The organism is Pseudomonas sp. OVF7, assembly GCF_030644265.1.
Classification (GTDB): domain Bacteria; phylum Pseudomonadota; class Gammaproteobacteria; order Pseudomonadales; family Pseudomonadaceae; genus Aquipseudomonas; species Aquipseudomonas gorinensis.
This window is the reverse complement of sequence record NZ_CP128996.1, coordinates 963,862-983,799: the sequence shown is the minus strand read 5'-3', so window position 1 is coordinate 983,799 and position 19,938 is coordinate 963,862. Positions and strand designations below refer to the sequence as shown.

General features: G+C 61.2%; 13 protein-coding genes. 6 read left to right on the top strand and 7 right to left on the bottom strand.

Annotated features, from left to right (window positions below; genetic code table 11):
• Positions 1 to 31 precede the first annotated feature (31 nt).
• Positions 32 to 1,657, bottom strand: coding sequence for a methyl-accepting chemotaxis protein (locus QU606_RS04375; RefSeq protein WP_304998143.1), 1,626 nt, complete (start codon positions 1,655 to 1,657; stop codon positions 32 to 34).
• Between the two features lie 277 nt (positions 1,658 to 1,934).
• Between QU606_RS04375 and QU606_RS04370 the strand changes: the two genes are divergently transcribed.
• Positions 1,935 to 2,165: a hypothetical protein gene (locus QU606_RS04370; RefSeq protein WP_024073014.1), complete on the top strand. Its 231-nt coding sequence runs from the start codon at positions 1,935 to 1,937 to the stop codon at positions 2,163 to 2,165.
• On the top strand, positions 2,162 to 2,455 hold the full coding sequence (locus tag QU606_RS04365) for a cell division protein ZapA (protein ID WP_024073015.1): 294 nt from the start codon (positions 2,162 to 2,164) through the stop codon (positions 2,453 to 2,455). The genes QU606_RS04370 and QU606_RS04365 overlap by 4 nt, the downstream gene beginning before the upstream one ends.
• Before the next feature lie 123 nt (positions 2,456 to 2,578).
• On the opposite strand, the gene QU606_RS04360 is transcribed toward QU606_RS04365, so the two are convergent.
• The 3 genes from QU606_RS04360 to putA all read right to left on the bottom strand — a co-directional run bounded on the left by QU606_RS04360 (position 2,579) and on the right by putA (position 9,127).
• Entirely contained in the window at positions 2,579 to 3,010 is a 432-nt protein-coding gene (locus tag QU606_RS04360) for a hypothetical protein (protein ID WP_069075114.1), read from the bottom strand.
• Between the two features lie 131 nt (positions 3,011 to 3,141).
• The gene (locus QU606_RS04355; RefSeq protein WP_069075115.1) at positions 3,142 to 4,944 is read right to left on the bottom strand and encodes an acyl-CoA dehydrogenase; all 1,803 of its coding nucleotides are present in this window, start codon (positions 4,942 to 4,944) and stop codon (positions 3,142 to 3,144) included.
• 229 nt (positions 4,945 to 5,173) lie between these two features.
• Positions 5,174 to 9,127 carry a trifunctional transcriptional regulator/proline dehydrogenase/L-glutamate gamma-semialdehyde dehydrogenase gene (gene putA, locus QU606_RS04350; RefSeq protein WP_024073018.1) on the bottom strand — a complete coding sequence of 1,318 codons (3,954 nt, stop codon included), beginning with the start codon at positions 9,125 to 9,127 and terminating at the stop codon, positions 5,174 to 5,176.
• Between the two features lie 461 nt (positions 9,128 to 9,588).
• Between putA and putP the strand changes: the two genes are divergently transcribed.
• From putP to QU606_RS04335, 3 genes are all read left to right on the top strand, one after another.
• Complete coding sequence (putP, locus tag QU606_RS04345) at positions 9,589 to 11,073, top strand: sodium/proline symporter PutP (protein ID WP_024073019.1); 1,485 nt, start codon at positions 9,589 to 9,591, stop codon at positions 11,071 to 11,073.
• 202 nt (positions 11,074 to 11,275) lie between these two features.
• The gene (locus QU606_RS04340) at positions 11,276 to 13,108 is read left to right on the top strand and encodes a type VI secretion system tip protein VgrG (RefSeq protein WP_304998142.1); all 1,833 of its coding nucleotides are present in this window, start codon (positions 11,276 to 11,278) and stop codon (positions 13,106 to 13,108) included.
• Positions 13,105 to 13,818 (top strand): DUF4123 domain-containing protein, encoded by a 714-nt coding sequence (locus QU606_RS04335; protein WP_304998141.1) that lies wholly within the window; start codon positions 13,105 to 13,107, stop codon positions 13,816 to 13,818. Before QU606_RS04340 ends, QU606_RS04335 begins: the two co-directional genes overlap by 4 nt.
• On the opposite strand, the gene QU606_RS04330 is transcribed toward QU606_RS04335, so the two are convergent.
• Positions 13,804 to 15,081, bottom strand: coding sequence for an O-acetylhomoserine aminocarboxypropyltransferase/cysteine synthase family protein (locus QU606_RS04330; RefSeq protein ID WP_024073022.1), 1,278 nt, complete (start codon positions 15,079 to 15,081; stop codon positions 13,804 to 13,806). The two genes, QU606_RS04335 and QU606_RS04330, sit on opposite strands and share 15 nt — an antisense overlap.
• Before the next feature lie 230 nt (positions 15,082 to 15,311).
• Between QU606_RS04330 and QU606_RS04325 the strand changes: the two genes are divergently transcribed.
• Positions 15,312 to 16,148 (top strand): 23S rRNA (adenine(2030)-N(6))-methyltransferase RlmJ, encoded by an 837-nt coding sequence (locus QU606_RS04325; RefSeq protein ID WP_024073023.1) that lies wholly within the window; start codon positions 15,312 to 15,314, stop codon positions 16,146 to 16,148.
• 128 nt (positions 16,149 to 16,276) lie between these two features.
• On the opposite strand, the gene msrA is transcribed toward QU606_RS04325, so the two are convergent.
• Together msrA and QU606_RS04315 are read right to left on the bottom strand one after the other, a co-directional pair.
• Positions 16,277 to 16,924, bottom strand: coding sequence for a peptide-methionine (S)-S-oxide reductase MsrA (gene msrA, locus QU606_RS04320; protein WP_024073024.1), 648 nt, complete (start codon positions 16,922 to 16,924; stop codon positions 16,277 to 16,279).
• A gap of 72 nt (positions 16,925 to 16,996) precedes the next feature.
• On the bottom strand, positions 16,997 to 19,690 hold the full coding sequence (locus QU606_RS04315) for a bifunctional diguanylate cyclase/phosphodiesterase (RefSeq protein ID WP_304998140.1): 2,694 nt from the start codon (positions 19,688 to 19,690) through the stop codon (positions 16,997 to 16,999).
• Positions 19,691 to 19,938: the final 248 nt, after the last annotated feature.

Genomic DNA, 19,938 nt, shown 5'->3' with positions numbered 1-19,938 from the left:
CCCTCCCACCTTCTTGACCCAGTTGTATCAGTTAGAGGCGGAAGCGCCCGACCATCCCGTTCAAATCCACCGCCAGGCGCGACAGCTCACCGCTCGCCGCACTGGTCTGGCTGGCGCCGGTTGCCGATTGCACCGACAAGTTGCGGATATTCACCAGGTTGCGGTCCACTTCCCGCGCCACCTGGGCCTGTTCTTCCGCCGCGCTGGCGATGACCAGGTTGCGCTCGTTGATCTCGATGATCGCCGTGTTGATGGTGTCCAACGACATACCTGCGCCTTTGGCGATGTTCAGCGTCGATTCCGCGCGCTCGGTGCTGTTACGCATCGAGTCCACGGCGTGCTCGGTGCCGGCCTGGATGCTGCCGATCATGCGCTCGATTTCGCTGGTGGATTGTTGGGTGCGATGGGCCAGGGCCCGCACTTCATCGGCCACCACGGCAAAACCGCGGCCGGCTTCGCCCGCCCGCGCCGCTTCAATCGCCGCGTTCAGGGCCAGCAGGTTGGTCTGGTCGGCCAGGCCGCGAATCACGTCGAGTACCTTGCCGATATCACGGGACTCATTGGCCAGCTCGCCAATCAGCGTGGCAGTGGCTTGCACGTCGCCACTCATGCGCTCGATGGCGCTGACGGTTTCCTGTACCAGGTCGCGGCCGTCACCGGCAGAGGTGGTGGCGTTGCGCGAGGCCTCGGAGGTGCTCACCGCATTGCGCGCGACTTCCTCGACGGCGCTGGTCATCTCGTTGACGGCGGTGGCGGCTTGTTCGATTTCGTTGTTTTGCTGGGTCAGGCCGCGAGCGCTTTCATCCGTGACCGCGTTCAGTTCTTCCGCGGCGGAAGCCAACTGGGTGGCCGAGCCGGCGATGCGTTGCAAGGTGTCGCGCAGTTTGTCCTGCATCTTCGTCATCGCCGCCAGCAGGCGACCGGCCTCGTCGTTGCCGTCGACCTTGATCGGCCGCGTGAGGTTGCCTTCGGCGATTTCTTCCGCGGCATCCAGGGCCTGGGAAATCGGCACGGTGATGCTGCGGGTCAACAGCCAGGCGAACAACAACGTCAGCGCGGTGGCGATCACCAGCAGGCCCACCACCAGGTCAAAGGCCAGGTTGTACTGGTCTTCGGCTTGTTGGTTGGTGGCCAGGGCCATCTTGTTATTAATCTCCAGCAGGCGCGTGAGTACGGCGTTGACCTGCTCGGAGTTGCTCAGCAATTCGGTGTTGAGCAGGCTGCGCAATTCCTCCATCCGGTTGGCGCGCGACAAGCTCTTCATGCGCTCTTCGATCTGATGGTATTGGCTGAGCAAACGTACGTACTCGTCGTAGGTCGAGCGTTCCTCGCTGCTGTCGATCAGTTTTTCGTAGACACCCTGTGCTGTGCGAATCTGCTGGTTGCGCAGGTCAAAGGCTTCCAGGGTTTTTTGCTGCACATCCGGTTCGCGGTTGGTCAGCAAGCGGTATGACAGCACCCGCAGGCGCAGGGTCAGTTGGGTGAATTCATCAAGGGCGCGAATGCTCGGCACGCTGGACAGGGTGATGTCTTCCGCGGCGCCACGGATCTTGCTCATCTGGTTCAGGGCGAATACACCGAGAAACAACATAAGTGCACCAATCAACGCGAAGCCTAGGAAGGCGCGCGGCGCGATATTCATATTACGAAGAGACATGCTGGAGTCCTGGGGGAGGAGCGCGATCCATGCGGCCATGAGACGGGGTGTGCATCGCGTATCGGCCGTACGACTAAAGTCTAAAGGGGCGTGCGCTTTTGTCGCATCTGACGAGGGGTTGCACCGATTCCGGAACCAGATGGGGTAAATGCAGTCACTAAGGCTCGAAAGTGCGGCCCGGCCCTTAACTATCGGGCTGCGCGCCGGGGATAACCCTGGCATCCGAGGTGAATTTTCTTTATCGTCACCGCCCTTTTAAAAAGCCAGAGAAATCAAAATGTTAGAAGCATCCCTCAGCCAACTGGAACAACTGGTCAGCGACCTGGTACAGCAGAATCAAGACCTGCTGGGCAGCAACGAGGCCCTCAAGGCCGAACTGGCCCGCGCCAAGGATGAGAACGACAGCCTGCAACTGAACCTGATGGAGCAGGAAGAAAAGCACGGTGCCACCGCCGCGCGCATTCAAGCACTGGTTGAACGCGTGAGCGCAGGGCCTGTCAGCGCATGAACCAAGGGATAAAGGTCGTTTCGATTCTCGGAGAGGATTACTCGATCAAGGCACCGGCCGGGGAAGATCAAACCCTGATGCACGCCGTGACGATGCTCAAGGCCTCGCTGGCCACCACCAAGAAAAAGTACCCGACCCTCATCGGTGACAAATTACTGGTGCTGGCCGCGCTGAACCTGTGCGCCGAGCAGATCGAAATGCAGCAGCGTCACCAGCAGGAACTCGACCGTTACCAAGAGCAAGTCAGCGCCACGGTCGAGGTGATTTCGAAGGCGATCGGGCAGCCTTGATACTGCCGTTGAACCGATGGCTGCATGCCAGGCGGTATCTAACCGCAAACTCGGCGATACGCTCCCATCTACCGGGAGCGTATGCCTGCTGAACATGGGCGCGTCGCTTTTGAATGTTCAGCCTTAACCCAGGTAATAGCCGATCGTCAGTCGGCCCCCTGACATAGGGCGATAGTATTTTCGAAGTACCGACGCTGTTTGGTTTGATCTGTCGGTCAAGCGATCGCCAATGGTGATGGAGAACACGTATTCGGGGTTGTGTTCCGTCCCTGGTACTTCCGGGAACGCGCGATCATTTTTAACAGTAAAGACCACTTCGACTTTGCGCGCCGAGGCGGGCTCTGTTGTCGCTTTTTCTGAAAATACGGCTTCGACGGTGTAGCGGTTTTTCTCCTCGCCCACGTCAGGCAGCAGCTTGTATGTTTTCTCGGTGCAAACGTAGGTCTTGTCTACGATCCACTCCTCACCGATTCTGATCAAAACATCTTCCGGCGCATCACCGACATAGCTGGATGTGCCGATGTTTTCTTGTTGAAGCATGATTTTCGTTTTCATTGATGTTGATCCTATGCGTAGTCGCGCTGCAGAAAAAACTGCACTTATCCCGAATACGGCAAGACAACGTTCAGGGCATACGATTCTATCTGCCTCTCGTGTGATCAACACCTGTCAACCTTGACAGGTGCTTAGTACCATTTGTCCTGCATGTTCAGGCAGGTGTCATCCCTGTCCTCCAGCAGGCGCAATTCGTGATGACAACCCGGCACCTCCCACGTCAGGAAATACCGCGCAGCCTGGAGCTTGCCTTTATAGAAGTCGACATCCGCTGCATTGCCCTTGGCCAACCCTTCCTCGGCGCGAATCGCCTGTTCCAGCCAGCGCCAACCGATCACCGTGTGCCCGAATACCTTCAGGTACAGTGCCGAGTTCGCCAGGCTGCTGTTGACCTTGCCTTGGGCGAGATCGGTCAGCAGGCCAATCGTGACGCTTTGCAGGCGGGCCACCAGGTGTTCCAGCGGTTCCCTCAGGGCGGTCAGCGAAGGGTATTTCTGCGCGCGTGCGCCGGTCTCGGCGATCAAGCGAATCAACTGTTTTAGACCAGCGCCGCCGTTCTGTGCGAGCTTGCGCCCGAGCAAATCCAGGGACTGGATGCCGTGGGTGCCTTCGTGGATCGGGTTCAGGCGGTTGTCGCGGTAGTACTGTTCCACCGGGTATTCACGGGTGTAACCGTGGCCGCCGAGGATCTGGATCGCCAGCTCGTTGGCCTTCAGGCAGAACTCCGAAGGCCAGGATTTGACGATGGGGGTGAGCAGGTCCAGCAGTTCGTGGGCTTGCCGGCGTTCGATGTCGGTGGCCAGGGTGGTGGTGTCATCGAACAGCCGCGCGGCATATAGGCCCAGGTCGAAGGCGCCTTCGACGTAGGCTTTCTGGGTCAGCAACATGCGCTTGATATCGGCGTGCTGGATGATGGACACCGGTGCAGTGGTCGGGTCCTTGCTGTCCGGCAGGCGGCCTTGGGGGCGTTCGCGGGCGTACTCCAACGAGTAGAGGTAACCGGCGTAGCCGAGCATCACCGCGCCCATGCCCACGCCGATACGTGCTTCGTTCATCATCTGGAACATGCAGCTCAGGCCCTGGTGGGGTTTGCCCACCAGGTAGCCGACGCAGTGGCCGTTATCGCCGAAATTCAGCGCTGTGGACGTGGTGCCGCGCCATCCCATCTTGTGGAACAGCCCGGCCAGCAACACATCGTTGCGCGCCCCCAGGCTGCCGTCGTCGTTGACGAGGAATTTGGGCACGATAAACAGCGAAATGCCCTTCACCCCGGCTGGTGCGTCCGGCAACTTGGCCAACACCATGTGCACAATGTTTTCCGACAGCGGATGGTCGCCGCCGGAGATGAAGATCTTGTTGCCCTTGAGGCGATAGCTGCCGTCGGCCGCAGGCTCCGCGCGGGTTCGGATATCTGATAGGGAGGAGCCGGCATGGGGTTCGGTCAGCGCCATGGTGCCGAAGAAGCGGCCCTCGATCATCGGCTGCAGGAAGCGTTGTTTCTGCTCCTCGGTGCCGAAACTTTCGATCAGGTTGGCTGCGCCCATGGTCAGGAACGGGTAGGAAGTAGAGGCGGCGTTGGCGGCTTGGAAGTGGGCGAAACAGGCCTGGGACAGCAGGGTGGGCAGCTGCATGCCACCGGCTTCGAAACTGCGCGCAGCATTGAGGAAACCGGCTTCCAGAAAGGCATCCACGGCGGGTTTCACTTCTGGAATCAAAATTGCCTTGCCGTCTTCGTAGCGCGGTTCGTTTTCGTCGTTTTTGCGGTTATGCGGCGCGAAGTACTTTTCCGCGATGCTGCGCGCGGTGCTGATCGCGGCGTCGAAGGTTTCGCGGTTGTGTTCGGCAAACCGCTCGCGCTGGGTCAGGCCCTCGGCGTCGAGGACTTCGTACAGCTCGAAAGCCAGATTGCGGGAACTGAGGAGCGTCTCGGACATGGCGGCTTACCTATATGGAGTAGGCCGGAGTCTAAGTGCGCGAATAGAGGCTGGATAGCAAGATTGATTTGGGTGATGAAGAGGCAGAACGCGGGGAGGGGAATTGAAAGGCGATCAAATGTGGGAGGGGGCTTGCCCCGATAGCAGTGTGTCAGTATCCGATGGACTGACTGATACTCCGCTATCGGGGGCAAGCCCCCTCTCACATGTTGACCGTGTTTCGTCAGGGTTAGCCGATGGTCATCAGGCTGGCGTTGCCGCCCGCCGCAGCGGTGTTGACGCTCAACGCTCGCTCGATCACCAGGCGCTCCAGGGCAATCGCCGTTTCCCCTTGGGACAGACCATGCACGCCGACAATCGCCCCGCCACGCTGGGCCACTTGCTGGCACACCGCACGCAGTTGGTCGGAATCGCCGTGGTGCAGGACCGCGTCGAACACCACTTCGTCTTTGGTCCAGTCCGCCACGCGTTTGATCTTCGCCTGAATCTCCTTCGGCAGGCGTGTGAACACGGCTTTGGTCAGGTCAGTTTCCGGCCATACCGCTGAACCGCCAACGGCCAAGACCGCCGCGAGCTGGGTCAGCAGGTCGCCTTCGACTTCCGCCAGGCACAACACGTGCTCGCGAGGCAGGATGGCGTAGCTGTTGCGCTCGCCGGTCGGGCCGGCCAGTTGGCGAGTGATACCGCTTTGCGATTGCGCGGCGAACTGCGTGCACAGGGCGCTCAGTTCGCTGAACTTATTGCTGTCGGCCCAGGTTTTCAGGGCGTTCAGCGGTTGGCTCATGGCGTCGCGCAGGCGCACATCGGGTGCAGTCAGCTTGTCGCCGCGTACGAAGGATTGCTCGATGGCATCCGTAGGACGGGTCGACAGCAGGCGATACAGGTACAACGGGCCACCGGCTTTCGGGCCGGTCCCCGACAGGCCTTCGCCGCCGAATGGCTGTACGCCGACCACGGCCCCGACGATGTTGCGGTTCACATAGACGTTACCGGCATTGACGTTGTCGATCACCTTGGCGATGGTCTCGTCGATGCGGGTATGCACACCCAGGGTCAGACCGTAGCCGGAGGCGTTGATCTGGCCGATGAGCTGGTCGATTTCTTTGCGCTTGTAGCGCACCACGTGCAGTACCGGGCCGAAGATTTCCCGTTGCAGCTCGTCGAAGCTTTCCAGCTCGATCAGGGTCGGCATCACGAAGGTGCCGCGCTTGATCTCTTCGCCATCGGCAATCGCCACCTGATACACATTGCGGCCTTTGTCGCGCATGGCCTGGATATGTTTCTCGATGCCGGCCTTGGCTTCGGCGTCGATCACCGGGCCGATATCCACCGACAGGCGCTCCGGGTTGCCCAGGCGGCATTCCGCCATGGCGCCCTTGAGCATTTCGATCACGCGGTCTGCCGAATCTTCCTGCAGGCACAGGACGCGCAGGGCCGAGCAACGCTGGCCGGCGCTATCAAACGCGGACGACACCACATCGATGACCACTTGTTCGGTCAGCGCCGAGGAGTCGACGATCATTGCGTTCTGGCCGCCGGTTTCGGCGATCAGCGGGATCGGACGACCCTGGGCATCCAGGCGCCCGGCGACGCTGCGTTGCAGCAGGCGCGCGACTTCGGTGGAACCGGTGAACATCACGCCTTTGACGCGATCATCACCGACCAGGCGTGCCCCCACGCTTTCACCCTGGCCTGGCAGTAGTTGCAGCACGCCTTCCGGGATACCGGCTTCGAGCAGGATGCGCACGGCTTGGGCGGCAACCAGTGGGGTCTGTTCGGCAGGCTTGGCCAGCACCGGGTTACCGGCGGCCAGTGCCGCGGCGACTTGGCCGCTGAAAATCGCCAATGGGAAGTTCCATGGGCTGATGCAGACCACCGGGCCCAACGGGCGGTGGGCATCGTTGGTGAAGTCGTTGCGCGCCTGTACCGCGTAGTAGCGCAGGAAGTCCACGGCTTCACGCACTTCGGCGATGGCGTTGGCGAAGGTCTTGCCGGCTTCGCGTGCCAGCAGGCCCATCAGTGGCTGGATCTCGCCTTCCATCAGGTCGGCGGCCCGTTCCAGGATCGCGGCGCGCTCGGCGGGCGGGGTGGCCTGCCAGATCGGGCCGGCGTTGATGGCGCACTGGATCGCGTTATCGACGTCTTCGACGGTGGCTTCCTGTACGTGGCCGACCACATCGCGCAGGTCGGACGGGTTCAATACCGCTGCCGCTGCTTGATTGCTGGCGGCGCATCCGAGCATCGGCGCGGCTTTCCAATCGTTGTGCGCAGTGGCCAGCAGGGCGCAGGAGAGCGACGCCAAGCGGTGTTCGTTGGCCAGGTCGATACCGGCCGAGTTGGCGCGGTCGCTGCCGTACAGGTCACGCGGCAGCGGGATACGCGGGTGCGGCAGGCCGAAGCCGCCTTCCAGCGTCGCCATCTGCTCGATGCTGGCCACTGGATCGGCCACCAGCTCCTGAATCGAGATCGATTGGTCGGCGATACGGTTGACGAACGAGGTGTTGGCGCCGTTTTCCAGCAGGCGGCGTACCAGGTAGGCCAGCAGTGTTTCGTGGGTGCCGACCGGTGCATAGACGCGGCACGGACGGTTCAGCTTGCCTTCCGACACCTTGCCCACGACCTGTTCGTACAGGGGTTCACCCATGCCATGCAGGCATTGGAACTCGTACTGGCCGGGGTAATAGTTCTGACCGGCGATATGGTAGATGGCCGACAGCGTATGGGCGTTGTGCGTGGCGAACTGAGGGTAGATGGCTTCCGGCACCGACAGCAGTTTGCGTGCACAGGCAATGTAGGAAACGTCGGTGTACACCTTGCGTGTGTATACCGGGTAGCCTTCCAGGCCTTCGACCTGGGCGCGCTTGATTTCGCTGTCCCAGTAAGCGCCTTTCACCAGGCGGATCATCAGGCGATGGCGGCTGCGGCGCGCCAGGTCGATGACGTAGTCGATCACATACGGGCAGCGCTTCTGGTACGCCTGGATCACGAAACCGATGCCGTTCCAGCCGGTCAGTTGCGGCTCGAAGCACAGGCGTTCGAGCAGGTCCAGGGACAGCTCCAGGCGGTCGGCTTCCTCGGCGTCGATGTTCAGGCCGATATCGTATTGCTTGGCCAGCAGGGTCAGGGACAGCAGGCGCGGGTACAGCTCGTCCATCACGCGTTCGTACTGCGCGCGGCTGTAGCGCGGGTGCAGTGCCGACAACTTGATGGAGATGCCCGGGCCTTCATAAATCCCGCGACCATGGGAAGCTTTGCCGATGGAATGAATGGCTTGTTCGTACGACGCGAGGTATTTCTGCGCATCGTGTTCGGTCAGTGCGGCTTCACCGAGCATGTCATAGGAATAGCGGAAACCCTTGGCTTCGAACTTGCTCGCATTGGCCAGGGCTTCGGCGATGGTTTCGCCGGTGACGAATTGTTCGCCCATCAGGCGCATGGCCATGTCGACGCCCTTGCGGATCATCGGCTCGCCGCTCTTGCCGATGATGCGGCTCAGGGACGAGGTGAGGCCGGCTTCGTTGTGGGTGGCGACCAGTTTCCCGGTCAGCAGCAAGCCCCAGGTGGCGGCATTGACGAACAGCGACGGGCTGTTGCCCAGGTGCGGCTGCCAGTTGCCGGTGCTGATCTTGTCGCGGATCAGCGCGTCACGCGTGCCTTTGTCCGGGATGCGCAGCAGCGCTTCGGCCAGGCACATCAGTGCCACGCCTTCCTGGGATGACAGGGAAAATTCTTGCAACAGGCCCTGGACAATACCGGCACGGCCGCCGGCGCTCTTCTGGTTGCGCAGTTTTTCGGCAATCGAAGCGGCCAGCTTGTTGGTGGCTTCGGCCATCTGCACTGGCAGGCGAGCCTGCTCGATGAGCATTGGCACCACTTCTGGTTCGGGGCGACGGTAAGCGGCGGTGATCGAGGCGCGCAGTACCGATTGCGGCAGGATGCTCTCGGCGAACTCCAGGAAGCATTGGTGGGCGTGGTCGGCCTGAACCTCACCGGCATCATCGGCATCCTTGCTGCTCAAGCCATTGAGCTCGGTCAGGGTTGCACCACCCTCGAGTTTCTCCAGGTAATTGAAAATCGCCTGCTTGATCAGCCAGTGCGGCGTGCGATCAATGGAGGTCGCGGCGGCCTTCAGGCGCTCGCGGGTCGGGTCGTCGAGTTTGACCCCAAGGGTGGTCGTAGCCATTTTCTTATCCTCATGGGTGCCACTACCGAGTGGCATCAGCTGGCGGCAAGATTAGCTTTGCGCATGAAGAGGTGCAACCGGGTGCAACCCTTTTTGTTCAGGAAATTTTCGATGCTTCATCGGAAAAAAACCGGCCTTCGACGGAATCGGCTTGGTATTGGTGCATTTGCTTCTGAGATCGGCTGTTCTTGCTCCGAAAAGGAGCAAAAACACGCTGTTTTCTCGAATTTACACCTGGGTGCAACTTATTCCCCAGAAACTGGTTGCACCTTATTTGCTTTGTTGAATAGCATTCGCGCCCAAGGTGCAACCGCCTTCAGGGTTCGGTTCATCGGCTGGCGGCTTTCCTGGGGAAACGCCAGTCATAAATGCACGGCACGCCGGTTCGTCTACCCCACTATCCACGGGTGGCCGTCCGACAGACCGTCGCTACATAAAAACAAAGCCAGGGCGTCACTCTAATGAGCGTTAGCAATCCCACCCTGATCACGTTTGTGATCTACATCGCAGCAATGGTACTGATCGGCCTCATGGCCTATCGCTCCACCAACAACCTTTCCGATTACATCCTGGGCGGCCGCAGCCTCGGTAGCGTGGTGACGGCCTTGTCGGCCGGAGCTTCCGACATGAGTGGCTGGTTGTTGATGGGCTTGCCGGGCGCAATCTACATGTCCGGCCTGTCGGAAAGCTGGATCGCCATCGGCCTGATCGTCGGTGCCTACCTCAACTGGCTGTTCGTGGCCGGTCGCCTGCGGGTACAGACCGAACATAACGGCGACGCCTTGACCCTGCCGGACTACTTCTCCAGCCGTTTCGAAGACAAGAGTGGCCTGCTGCGGATCATCTCCGCGGTGGTGATCCTGGTGTTCTTCACCATCTATTGCGCCTCCGGCATCGTGGCCGGTGCCCGTCTGTTCGAAAGCACCTTTGGGATGTCCTACGAGACGGCCTTGTGGGCGGGTGCTGCGGCGACGATTGCCTACACCTTCGTCGGTGGTTTCCTGGCGGTGAGCTGGACCGACACCGTACAAGCCACCCTGATGATCTTCGCGCTGATCCTGACGCCGATCATCGTGCTGTTGGCCACCGGTGGCGTCGATACCACCTTCCTGGCGATCGAAGCGAAGAACCCCGACAACTTCAACATGCTGAAAAACACCACCTTCATCGGCGTCATTTCGCTGATGGGCTGGGGCCTGGGTTATTTCGGCCAGCCGCATATCCTCGCGCGTTTCATGGCGGCGGACTCGGTGAAGTCGATCGCCAACGCACGACGCATCTCCATGACCTGGATGATCCTGTGCCTGGGCGGCACCGTCGCCGTAGGCTTCTTCGGTATTGCTTACTTCTCGGCGCACCCGGAAGTGGCCGGCCCGGTCAATGAGAACCACGAGCGTGTGTTCATCGAGCTGGCCAAGCTGCTGTTCAACCCCTGGATCGCGGGTGTGCTGCTGTCAGCCATCCTGGCGGCGGTGATGAGTACCCTGAGCTGCCAGTTGCTGGTGTGCTCCAGCGCCCTGACCGAAGACTTCTACAAGACTTTCCTGCGCAAGAACGCCTCCCAGGTTGAACTGGTGTGGGTCGGTCGCGCCATGGTGCTGCTGGTGGCCTTGATCGCCATCGCCATGGCCGCCAACCCGAACAACCGTGTCCTCGGCCTGGTCAGTTATGCCTGGGCCGGTTTCGGTGCGGCATTCGGCCCTGTGGTGCTGATCTCGGTGATCTGGAAACACATGACCCGTAACGGCGCACTGGCCGGTATCCTGGTCGGCGCGATTACGGTGATCGTGTGGAAGCATTTCGCGTTACTGGGCCTGTACGAAATCATTCCAGGCTTCATCTTTGCCAGCCTGGCGATCTACATCGTCAGCAAGCTGGGCGCACCGACTGCCGGTATGGTCGAGCGTTTTGATGCAGCGGAAAAAGACTACAACCTCAACAAGTAATTCGCCGAGTGCTGAGCACTCGTTGAGTTGAGAAAGGCCCGCCTCCTTCGGATGGCGGGCCTTTTTTTGGCCTGCGATTCGTTCGGCTCTAAGAAAACCCAGACGCTCAGTTGTAGGGATTTACTGATTTGCCTGAAGCATGCCCAGTGGGGTGTGGGGCTGGTGCAAAATCGCTCGCCCACCCTTTGCAGAGAAACACCGGATGTTCGCTCCTGCCAATCAAAGTGCCTTCACCCTGACCCTGGATGGGGTTGCCAGTGATCTCAAGGTCTACAGCTTCAAAGGTCAGGAAACCCTGAGCCAGCCCTATTGCTTTGATCTTGAAGTGGTGGGCGAGCAGCCGGACCTTGACTTGGAAAGCCTGATGCATCGCGAGGCGTTTTTGGGGTTCGCCCCCCAGGGCCACGGTATCCATGGCCTGGTTTATCTCGCCGCCCAAGGCGACGCCGGCCGGCGCCTGACCCGCTATCAGTTGCGCCTGGTGCCGCAGCTGGCTTACCTGCAACACAGCAGTCATCAACGTATTTTTCAGGGTAAGACGGTGCCGCAGATCATTTCGCTGGTGCTGGAAGGGCAGGGGTGCCAGGGCGATACCTTCGAGTTTCGCCTGAGTGGCAAATACCCTGAGCGGGAGTATTGCGTGCAGTTTGATGAGACCGATCTGGCGTTCGTACAGCGCTTGTGCGCCGAGGTGGGTATTCACTATCACTTCCAGCATTCGCCGGACAGGCACTTGCTGGTGTTTGGTGACGACCAGACGGTATTTGCCCAGGCCGAGCAGGCCACGCCCTATCACCCCGGTTCGGGAATGGTGGCGGATACGCCGGCGATCAAGCGCTTTACCGTAAGAGTCCAGGCGCGCACCACGGCGGTCAGCCTGCGCGACTACGACTTTTCCAAGCCGAATGTGACATTGGAAAGTGCGGTGGCCGGGGAGCAGTTCCCACGCCTTGAAGAGCAGCGCTATCCGGGCCGCTTCAGCGACCGTTCCCATGGCAAGTACCTCGCGCAGCGCGCCTTGGAACGTCACCGCTGTGATCATCGCCTGGCTCATGGCAGCAGCGATCAGTCGGCCATGCTCTGTGGCCAGTTTCTACGGCTCGCCGGTCACCCCCGTGAGGAGTGGAATGATTTGTGGCTGGTGACGGCCGTTACCCACGAGGGGTTGCAGCCCCAGGTGCTGGAGGACTCGGTGACGCAAGTGCCGGGCGCTGAGTTTCGCCAGGGCTATCGCAACGACTTTGTCGCCGCCCCCTGGGATGTCACGTTTCGTCCACCTTTGCCGCAGGCTCGTACGTTGGTCGCCGGTTACCAGAATGCCGTGGTGACCGGCCCCGGTGGCAGCGAGGTTCATTGTGACGCCTTGGGGCGGGTCAAGGTGCAAATGGCGTGGGACCGCGCCGGGCAGCACGACGAACACTCCAGTTGCTGGCTGCGGGTGGCCAGTGGTTGGGCCCATCAGCGCTATGGTTCGATGTTGATCCCGCGGGTCGGCATGGAGGTGTTGGTCGGGTTCGTCAATGGTGACGTCGACATGCCGATGGTGATGGGCTGCGTGCCCAATGCGGTGACGCCCGTTCCGCTGACGTTGCCGGCTGACAAGACCCGCAGCATCTTCCGCAGCCAGAGCAGCCCCGGTGGGGGTGGGTACAACGAGTTGTGCATCGAGGACCGCAAAGGTGCCGAGGAAATCTACCTGCGCGCCGAGCGTGACTGGCGCCAGCAGGTGCTGCACGACTTCCGTCTGCAGGCCGGCCAGGACATGGCGTTCAACGCGGGGCAGCGGGTTACGGTGGACGCAGCGGGAAGTATCACGCTGCAGGCGGGAGGGCATTCGATCACGGTATCGGCGGCGGGGATTTTCAGCAGTGCGCCGATTCAACTCAGTGCCGCGCCGGCGAGTGTGCCCGCGGTTCTCCCGGTGTTGCTGGGCATGGCGCAGGTACTCAATTTCAAGCGCAGCGCACCATTTTGCGCGGAATGTGAGCGATGCAAGAACGGCGTCTGCACCACGACCCATGGCGGTGCCCTGTGATCGCCCCCCGCGAATGGCTGAAGCGTGACCCCCTGCAACCAGGGGAGCAATTGTTTGCCGTGTTGGGCAGCGCCAGCGATTATTGCCCCGTTGCAGCCTGGCGCGAGTCGGGAGAGCACCCCCCCGAGGCGATCTGGGCTGGAACCGAATACGCTCAATGGGAACCGGTGATGCCCCATGCCGCAGTGGTTGCCGTGGACAGCGCATTTCTGGATTGGGCGGCTGAGTGCGAGGGCCGCGATTGGGGCTGGTTGGCGGTGTCCACCTGTCCGTTACCCACCGTCGTGGCGCATTTGCGCAGCCTGACCAAAGTGCTGATGCCGGATGGGCAAGCAGTGTTCTTCCGCTTTTGGGACGGGACTTACCTGCTGCCGATGCTGCAAGCGATGGGTTCGGAGGCGAAGGCGATGTTGCCGGTGTTTCATCGTTACTGGATCAACGGTGAGTTGCATGCGCTGGCAAGCAGCGGAGCAGGGCCGGCCAAAAGCAGCCCGTGGTGGGCGATGTCGGAGGCAGTACTCCAGGCCCTGGCCGATCACTCCAGCGTCACCCAGGTGGAAAACCTGCTGCAATGGCTGGAGGAGGAGCGGCCCGATTTGCATGGGGCCTTTGCGGCTGCGACCTTGAGGCACAAGGTCGCCTATTTCGTACGTATGCCGCACGCAACCCCGGCGGCACTGGTCGATTACCTGGCCTTAGAGTCGGGCTGACGCCAGCGCCTGTTGCAAATCATCGATCAGGTCTTCGATCGCCTCAATGCCCACTGACAACCGAATCATTTCTGGCTTCACGCCGGCCTTGGCCTGTTCCTGTTCGTTCATCTGTCGATGGGTGGTGGAGGCCGGATGGCAGGCCAAGGACTTGGCATCGCCGATATTGACCAGACGCTTGAAGATTTGCAGCGCATCGTAGAAGCGCACGCCGGCGTCGTAGCCGCCCTTCAAGCCGAAGGACAGGATCGCCGACGGCTTGCCCTGCATGTATTTCTGCGCCAGCGCGTAGTGCGGGTGGTCCGGCAGCCCGGCATAGCTGACCCATTCGACCTCGACGTGGTGTTGCAGGAACTGTGCGATCTTCAGGGCGTTCTCGGTGTGGCGTTCCATACGCAGGGCGAGGGTCTCCAGGCCTTGCAGCAACAGAAAGGCATTCATGGGGGCGAGCGCCGCGCCGGTATTGCGCAGGGGCACGGTGCGTGCGCGGGCGATAAAGGCGGCAGGGCCGAATTTCTCGGTGTAGACCACACCGTGGTAAGCCGGCTCGGGCTGGTTGAGGCCGGGGAATTTTTCCGGGTATTTCGTCCACGGGAACGTGCCACTGTCGACGATCACGCCGCCGAGGGAATTGCCATGCCCGCCGACATATTTGGTCACCGAGTGCACGACGATATCGGCGCCGAACTGGATCGGCTTGCACAGGATCGGCGTGGCCACGGTGTTGTCCACCATCAGCGGCACGCCGCGGGCGTGGGCGACGTTGGCCAGGGCTTCGAGGTCGATGATATTACCCGCCGGGTTGCCGATGCTTTCGCAGTACACCAGCTTGGTATTGTCATCGATCAGCTCGGCGATGGCTTCGGCAGAGTCGTTGCGTGCGAAGCGCACGTCGACGCCAAAGCTCGGTAGCAGGTGGGCGAACAGGGTGTAGGTGCCGCCATAGAGTTGCGGGGTGGTGACGATATTGTCGCCGGCACGGGTCAGGGTCTGGATCGCATAGTGGATTGCCGCGCTGCCGGCGGAGACCGCCAGGGCGGCGATGCCGCCTTCCAGTGCGGCCATGCGCTGCTCAAGTACATCGTTGGTCGGGTTCATGATCCGCGTGTAGATGTTGCCGGGCACATCCAGGTTGAACAGGTCGGCGCCATGCTGGGCGTTATCGAATTCAAAGGCGACGTTCTGGTAGATCGGTACGGCAACGGCCTTGGTGGTCGGGTCCGATTTGAAACCGTGGTGCAGTGCGAGGGTGGCGTCTTTCATAATTGTTATTGACCTCCTTGGAGAGTGGGCGCTGGCTTGCCGGTGATGGCCCCATCGCGCAGTGCAGGTAATACCGCGTCGCTTACATCATGGGCAAGCCCGCACAGCCTGTAGGGATTAGATTGTTTTCAGCGGTTGTCCTGTATTTGCGGCATAAGCACCGCCTGGCATGCGGCCCTGCACCTTTGCCCCGGTAGAAGGTAAACTTCGCCCCCTGCGCAGGAGCAACCATGAATTATCGTCACGCCTTTCACGCCGGCAACCATGCCGATGTCTTCAAACACCTGACCTTGACCCGCCTCATCGCCCTGATGTCGCGCAAGGAGCAGCCGTTCGCCTATCTCGACACCCATGCCGGCATTGGCCTGTACGACTTGCAGGGCGACCAGGCCAACCGCACGGGTGAGTACCTGGAAGGCATCGCCCGGCTGTGGGGCGAGAGCGACCTGCCGCCGCTGACCGCCGATTACATGCGCGTACTGCACGAGATGAACCCGGACGGCCAGTTGCGCTACTACCCCGGCTCGCCCGAGCTGGCCCGCCGCCTGACACGGCCTCAGGACCGTGTGCTGCTCAATGAAAAGCACCCGGAAGACGGCGTGTTACTCAAGGACAACATGAAGGGTGATCGTCGGGTCAAGGTGCACTTGGGCGAGGGCTGGCACGTGCCGCGAGCCCTGTTGCCGGTGCCGGAGAAACGCGCGTTGATGCTGATCGACCCGCCGTTCGAACAACTCGATGAGATGCAGCGCTGCGCGGCGTCCCTCAAGGAAGCGGTGGGCCGCATGCGCCAGACGGTCGCGGCGATCTGGTATCCGGTAAAGGACCAGCGCATGTTGCGCCGCTTCTACCAGGACCTGGCCGGCACCGGTGCACCGAAGTTATTGCGTGTGGAGTTGCTCGTGCATCCGCTGGACACCCCCAACACCCTGACCGGCTCGGGCCTGGCGATCGCCAACCCGCCGTGGGGCCTGGAGGAGGAGTTGCGTGAGCTGCTGCCGTGGCTGTCCAAGAAGCTGGGCCAGACCCAGGGTGGGTGGCAGATGGATTGGCTTATTGCCGAGTAACCACGTCTGGCGCTAAACCAATGTGGGAGGGGACTTGCCCCCGATTGTGGTATGTCAGTTACAGATGTACCGACTGACGCTCCGCTATCGGGGGCAAGCCCCCTCCCACATTTTGATTCATGTTGATCTTAGATCGGGCAGGTCACGCCGGTACCGCCAATCCCGCAGTAGCCCTGCGGGTTCTTCGCCAGATACTGTTGGTGATAGGCCTCGGCGAAGTACACCGTCGGTGCTTCGTCGATTTCCGTGGTGATAGTGCCCAGGCCCGCTTTGGTCAGTTCGGCCTGATAGGCCTCGGCACTGGCCTTCGCTGCCGCCAGCTGTTCAGGCGTAGTGGCATAGATCACCGAGCGGTATTGGCTGCCGATGTCATTGCCCTGGCGCATGCCCTGGGTCGGGTTATGCAGTTCCCAGAACATCTTCAGCAGGTCTTCGTATTTGACCTTGGCCTGGTCGTATACCACCAGCACCACTTCGCTGTGGCCGGTCAGGCCCGAGCAGACTTCTTCGTAGGTCGGGTTCGGTGTGAAGCCGCCGGCGTAGCCGACCACGGTACTGACCACGCCGTCGCGCTGCCAGAACTTGCGTTCCGCGCCCCAGAAACAACCCAGGCCGAAGATTGCGAAACCGACGTCGTCGAGGAATGGGCCCAGCAGTGGGTTGCCGTTGACGAAGTGCGTCTCTGGCAGCGCCATCGGGGTTTCACGGCCAGGCAAAGCTTGTTCTTGAGTAGGAAGCACGTTTTTGTTCACCAGAATTTCCGAGCGCAAGACCATGATCAGTCCTCTCAGTCAGATTGAGTTAGGTAAAAATTCAGACCGCCAGTGTGCCCGAGTGTTACCGCGCTGTCAGGCGATTGGCCCGCGCGGGTAGCGTTTAAGCTTCTCGAGCAGTTCTGAGCCGGGGATGGGCCGGTCGAACAGGTAGCCTTGGCCGACGTCGCAACGATGCCGACGCAGGAATGCCAATTGTTCGGAGGTCTCAATGCCCTCGGCCACGACCTTGAGCTTGAGGTTGTGGGCCATGGCGATCACGGCCGAGGTGATTTCCATGTCGTCCTGGTTGTCCGGGATCTCGTGGATAAAGCTGCGATCGATCTTAATGATGTCGATGGGGAATTTTTTCAAGTAGCTGAGCGACGAGTAGCCGGTGCCGAAATCGTCCATCGCCAGGGTCAGGCCGAAGCTTTTCAGTTGGTCCAGTTGCAGGCGCGTGTCCTCGGTGGCTTCCAGCAGCAAGCCTTCGGTCAGTTCCAGTTCCAGCAGGTTGGCTGGCAGCTCTTCTTCCTTGAGGATCGCGGCAATCGAGGCTACCAGGTCCGGGTCGGAAAACTGTTTGGGCGACAGGTTGATCGCCACCTGCAAGTTGCCCATGCCGGCGGCGCTGAGTCCTTTGCTCATGCGGCATGCCTGGCGCGCGATCCATTTGCCGATGGGGATGATCAGCCCGGTCTCTTCTGCCACGCTGATGAACTGGTCGGGGCGGATCATGCCCTTTTCCGGGTGGTTCCAGCGCAACAACGCTTCCATGCCCAGCAAGCGACCGCTGCGCAGGCACAGCTTGGGCTGGTAGAACACATCCAGCTCGTTCTGGGTCAGGGCGCGGCGCAGGTTGTTTTCCACGAACAGCTTGTAGCTGGCCTCGGCATTCAGCGCCTCGGTAAACACCTGCACCTGGTGTTTGCCGTTGGCCTTGGCCTTGTGCAGCGCCAGGCCGGCGTTACGCATCAGGGTTTGCGGGTCGCGCCCATGTAGCGGCGCACAGGCCAGGCCTACGGAGCCGGTGACGCTGATTAATTGGTTGTCGACGAACATCGGTTTGTCGAGGGTCGCCAACAACTGGCTGGCGACCTGCTGGCCACTCTCCAGGTCAGTGTCGTCGAGCAGTACCGCAAACTCGTTGCTGGCGAAGCGTGCCAGGCTGCCGCCGGCGCTGAGGCTGTTACGCAGGCGACGGGCCAGGCTGATCAACAGTTTGTCGCCAGTCTGGTGGCCGAGGCTGTCGTTGATCCGCTTGAAGTTGTCGATGTCCACCAGCAGCAGGCTGATCGGGCTGTCGCTGTCGCGGGCAAAGCGCTCGTCGAGGTTGCGGATAAACGCCGGACGGTTACCCAGGTTAGTCAGGTTGTCGGTATAGGCCAGGCGCTCGATACGCTGCTGGGCCAGCTTGGTCTGGGTGATGTCTTCGTAGATGCCGATGTAGTGGGTCAGTTCACGGTTGTCGCCGTAGACCTTGGAGATCGACAACTGGCCCCAGTAGGGTTCCAGGTTCTTGCGTCGGCTCTTGAACTCGCCCTGCCAGCTGTTGCTCTGGGCCAGGCTGGAAGGGGCGTCGAACAGCAGCTCGCTGAGGTTCTCCAGCGCCGGCAATTGTGCCAGGCGGTGGCCGTGGACTTCTTCGGTGCTGTACTGGGTGATCGCGGTAAAGCTGGGGTTGACGTACTCCACCACGCCATCGCAATTGACCAGCAGGAAGGCGTTGGCGCTTTGTTCCACCGCGCGCTGGAACAGATGCAAGGCGCTGGTGGCGGTGCGGCGGTTGTGGTTGTTGATGACCTGGGCGAACTGGTCGGCCAGCTCGCCGGCAAAGGCGATCTCGTCGGACTGCCAGGCCCGCGGGCTGCCGGTCTGCTCCAGGCACAACACGCCAACCACCTGGCCATCCACCCGGATGCTCGCGTCGAGCATGGCGTACACATCCTTGGCCCGCAGGGATTCGGCCATCTCCCGGGTCCGCGGGTCGCGCATGGCATTGGTGGCATCGATGGCCCGGCTGGTTTGCAGGGCTTCCAGGTAGTCCGGAAAGCCACTGGCATCGATCGGCTCGGGTAAATGGTACTGCTGATCAGCGTGGCGGTACGCCGAGATCGGTACCAGGCGCTGGCCTTCGAGGTTCCAGATACTGGCGCAACCGATCTGGTAGATATCGCAGGCGCTACGGGTGATCAGCTCGGCGGCTTCCTGCAGCGAATTATTCGTGGTGTAGCGCTGGCGCGCCAGCAGCAGGATCAGCTCCTGCTGGGCGCGCACCCGCTCCAGGTGTTGCAATTGCTCCTGTTGCGCACGCTGGTTGAGTTCCAGCGCAATCTGCAGGCGGCTGTTCTGGCTTTCCAGGTCCGTTGTCGGGGCATCGGAAGGCGGGGCGTTGAAGAGGCCGTCGACCACCATCAGGTAGCCACGCAGCAGGTGACGATTGTGCTGTTTGTAGGCTTCGCCCATTTCCAGCACGCTCAGCGGGCCATTGCTGGTGTGCAAGGTGTAGCGCACCAGATAGTGGGGGCTCTGGGCCAGTTGCTGCTGGATGGCGTCATGCAGCTGATAGCGCGCCTGTGGCTCCATCAGGCTGGCGTACGGCGAACCGATCAGGGCGCACAGCTCCACCGCCGGCAGGCCGAATTGGCGCTCGCAATTGGGGTCCAGGTACAGCAGGGCCCAGCTTGCCTCATTAAGCCGCTCGAAACGCAGCATACCGAGGCGCGAAGGCACCGGTAATTGCGTCACTACCTCGGCCGCCGTACGGGCGACATCGGGTTGGCTTTTCATGGGGGAAGCTCACTTGAAAAAACGCACTCGGCGCCGGGCTCGCGCCCTCTTTACTGTTGCCTGCGGCAAGGTTGCATCATGCAGCACAGGCTGACAAGAGAGGATGAAGGCTAAGTGCTATATGTGTGTTATCGGCTGCGTGGAGGATTTCTGCAATCGGGGGGATGGGTGGTGTACAACCCTGTTTCCCCCGTCCAACAATTGCCCAAAAAAAAGCCCCGCCAAGTGGCGGGGTTGAGGTACGAGCG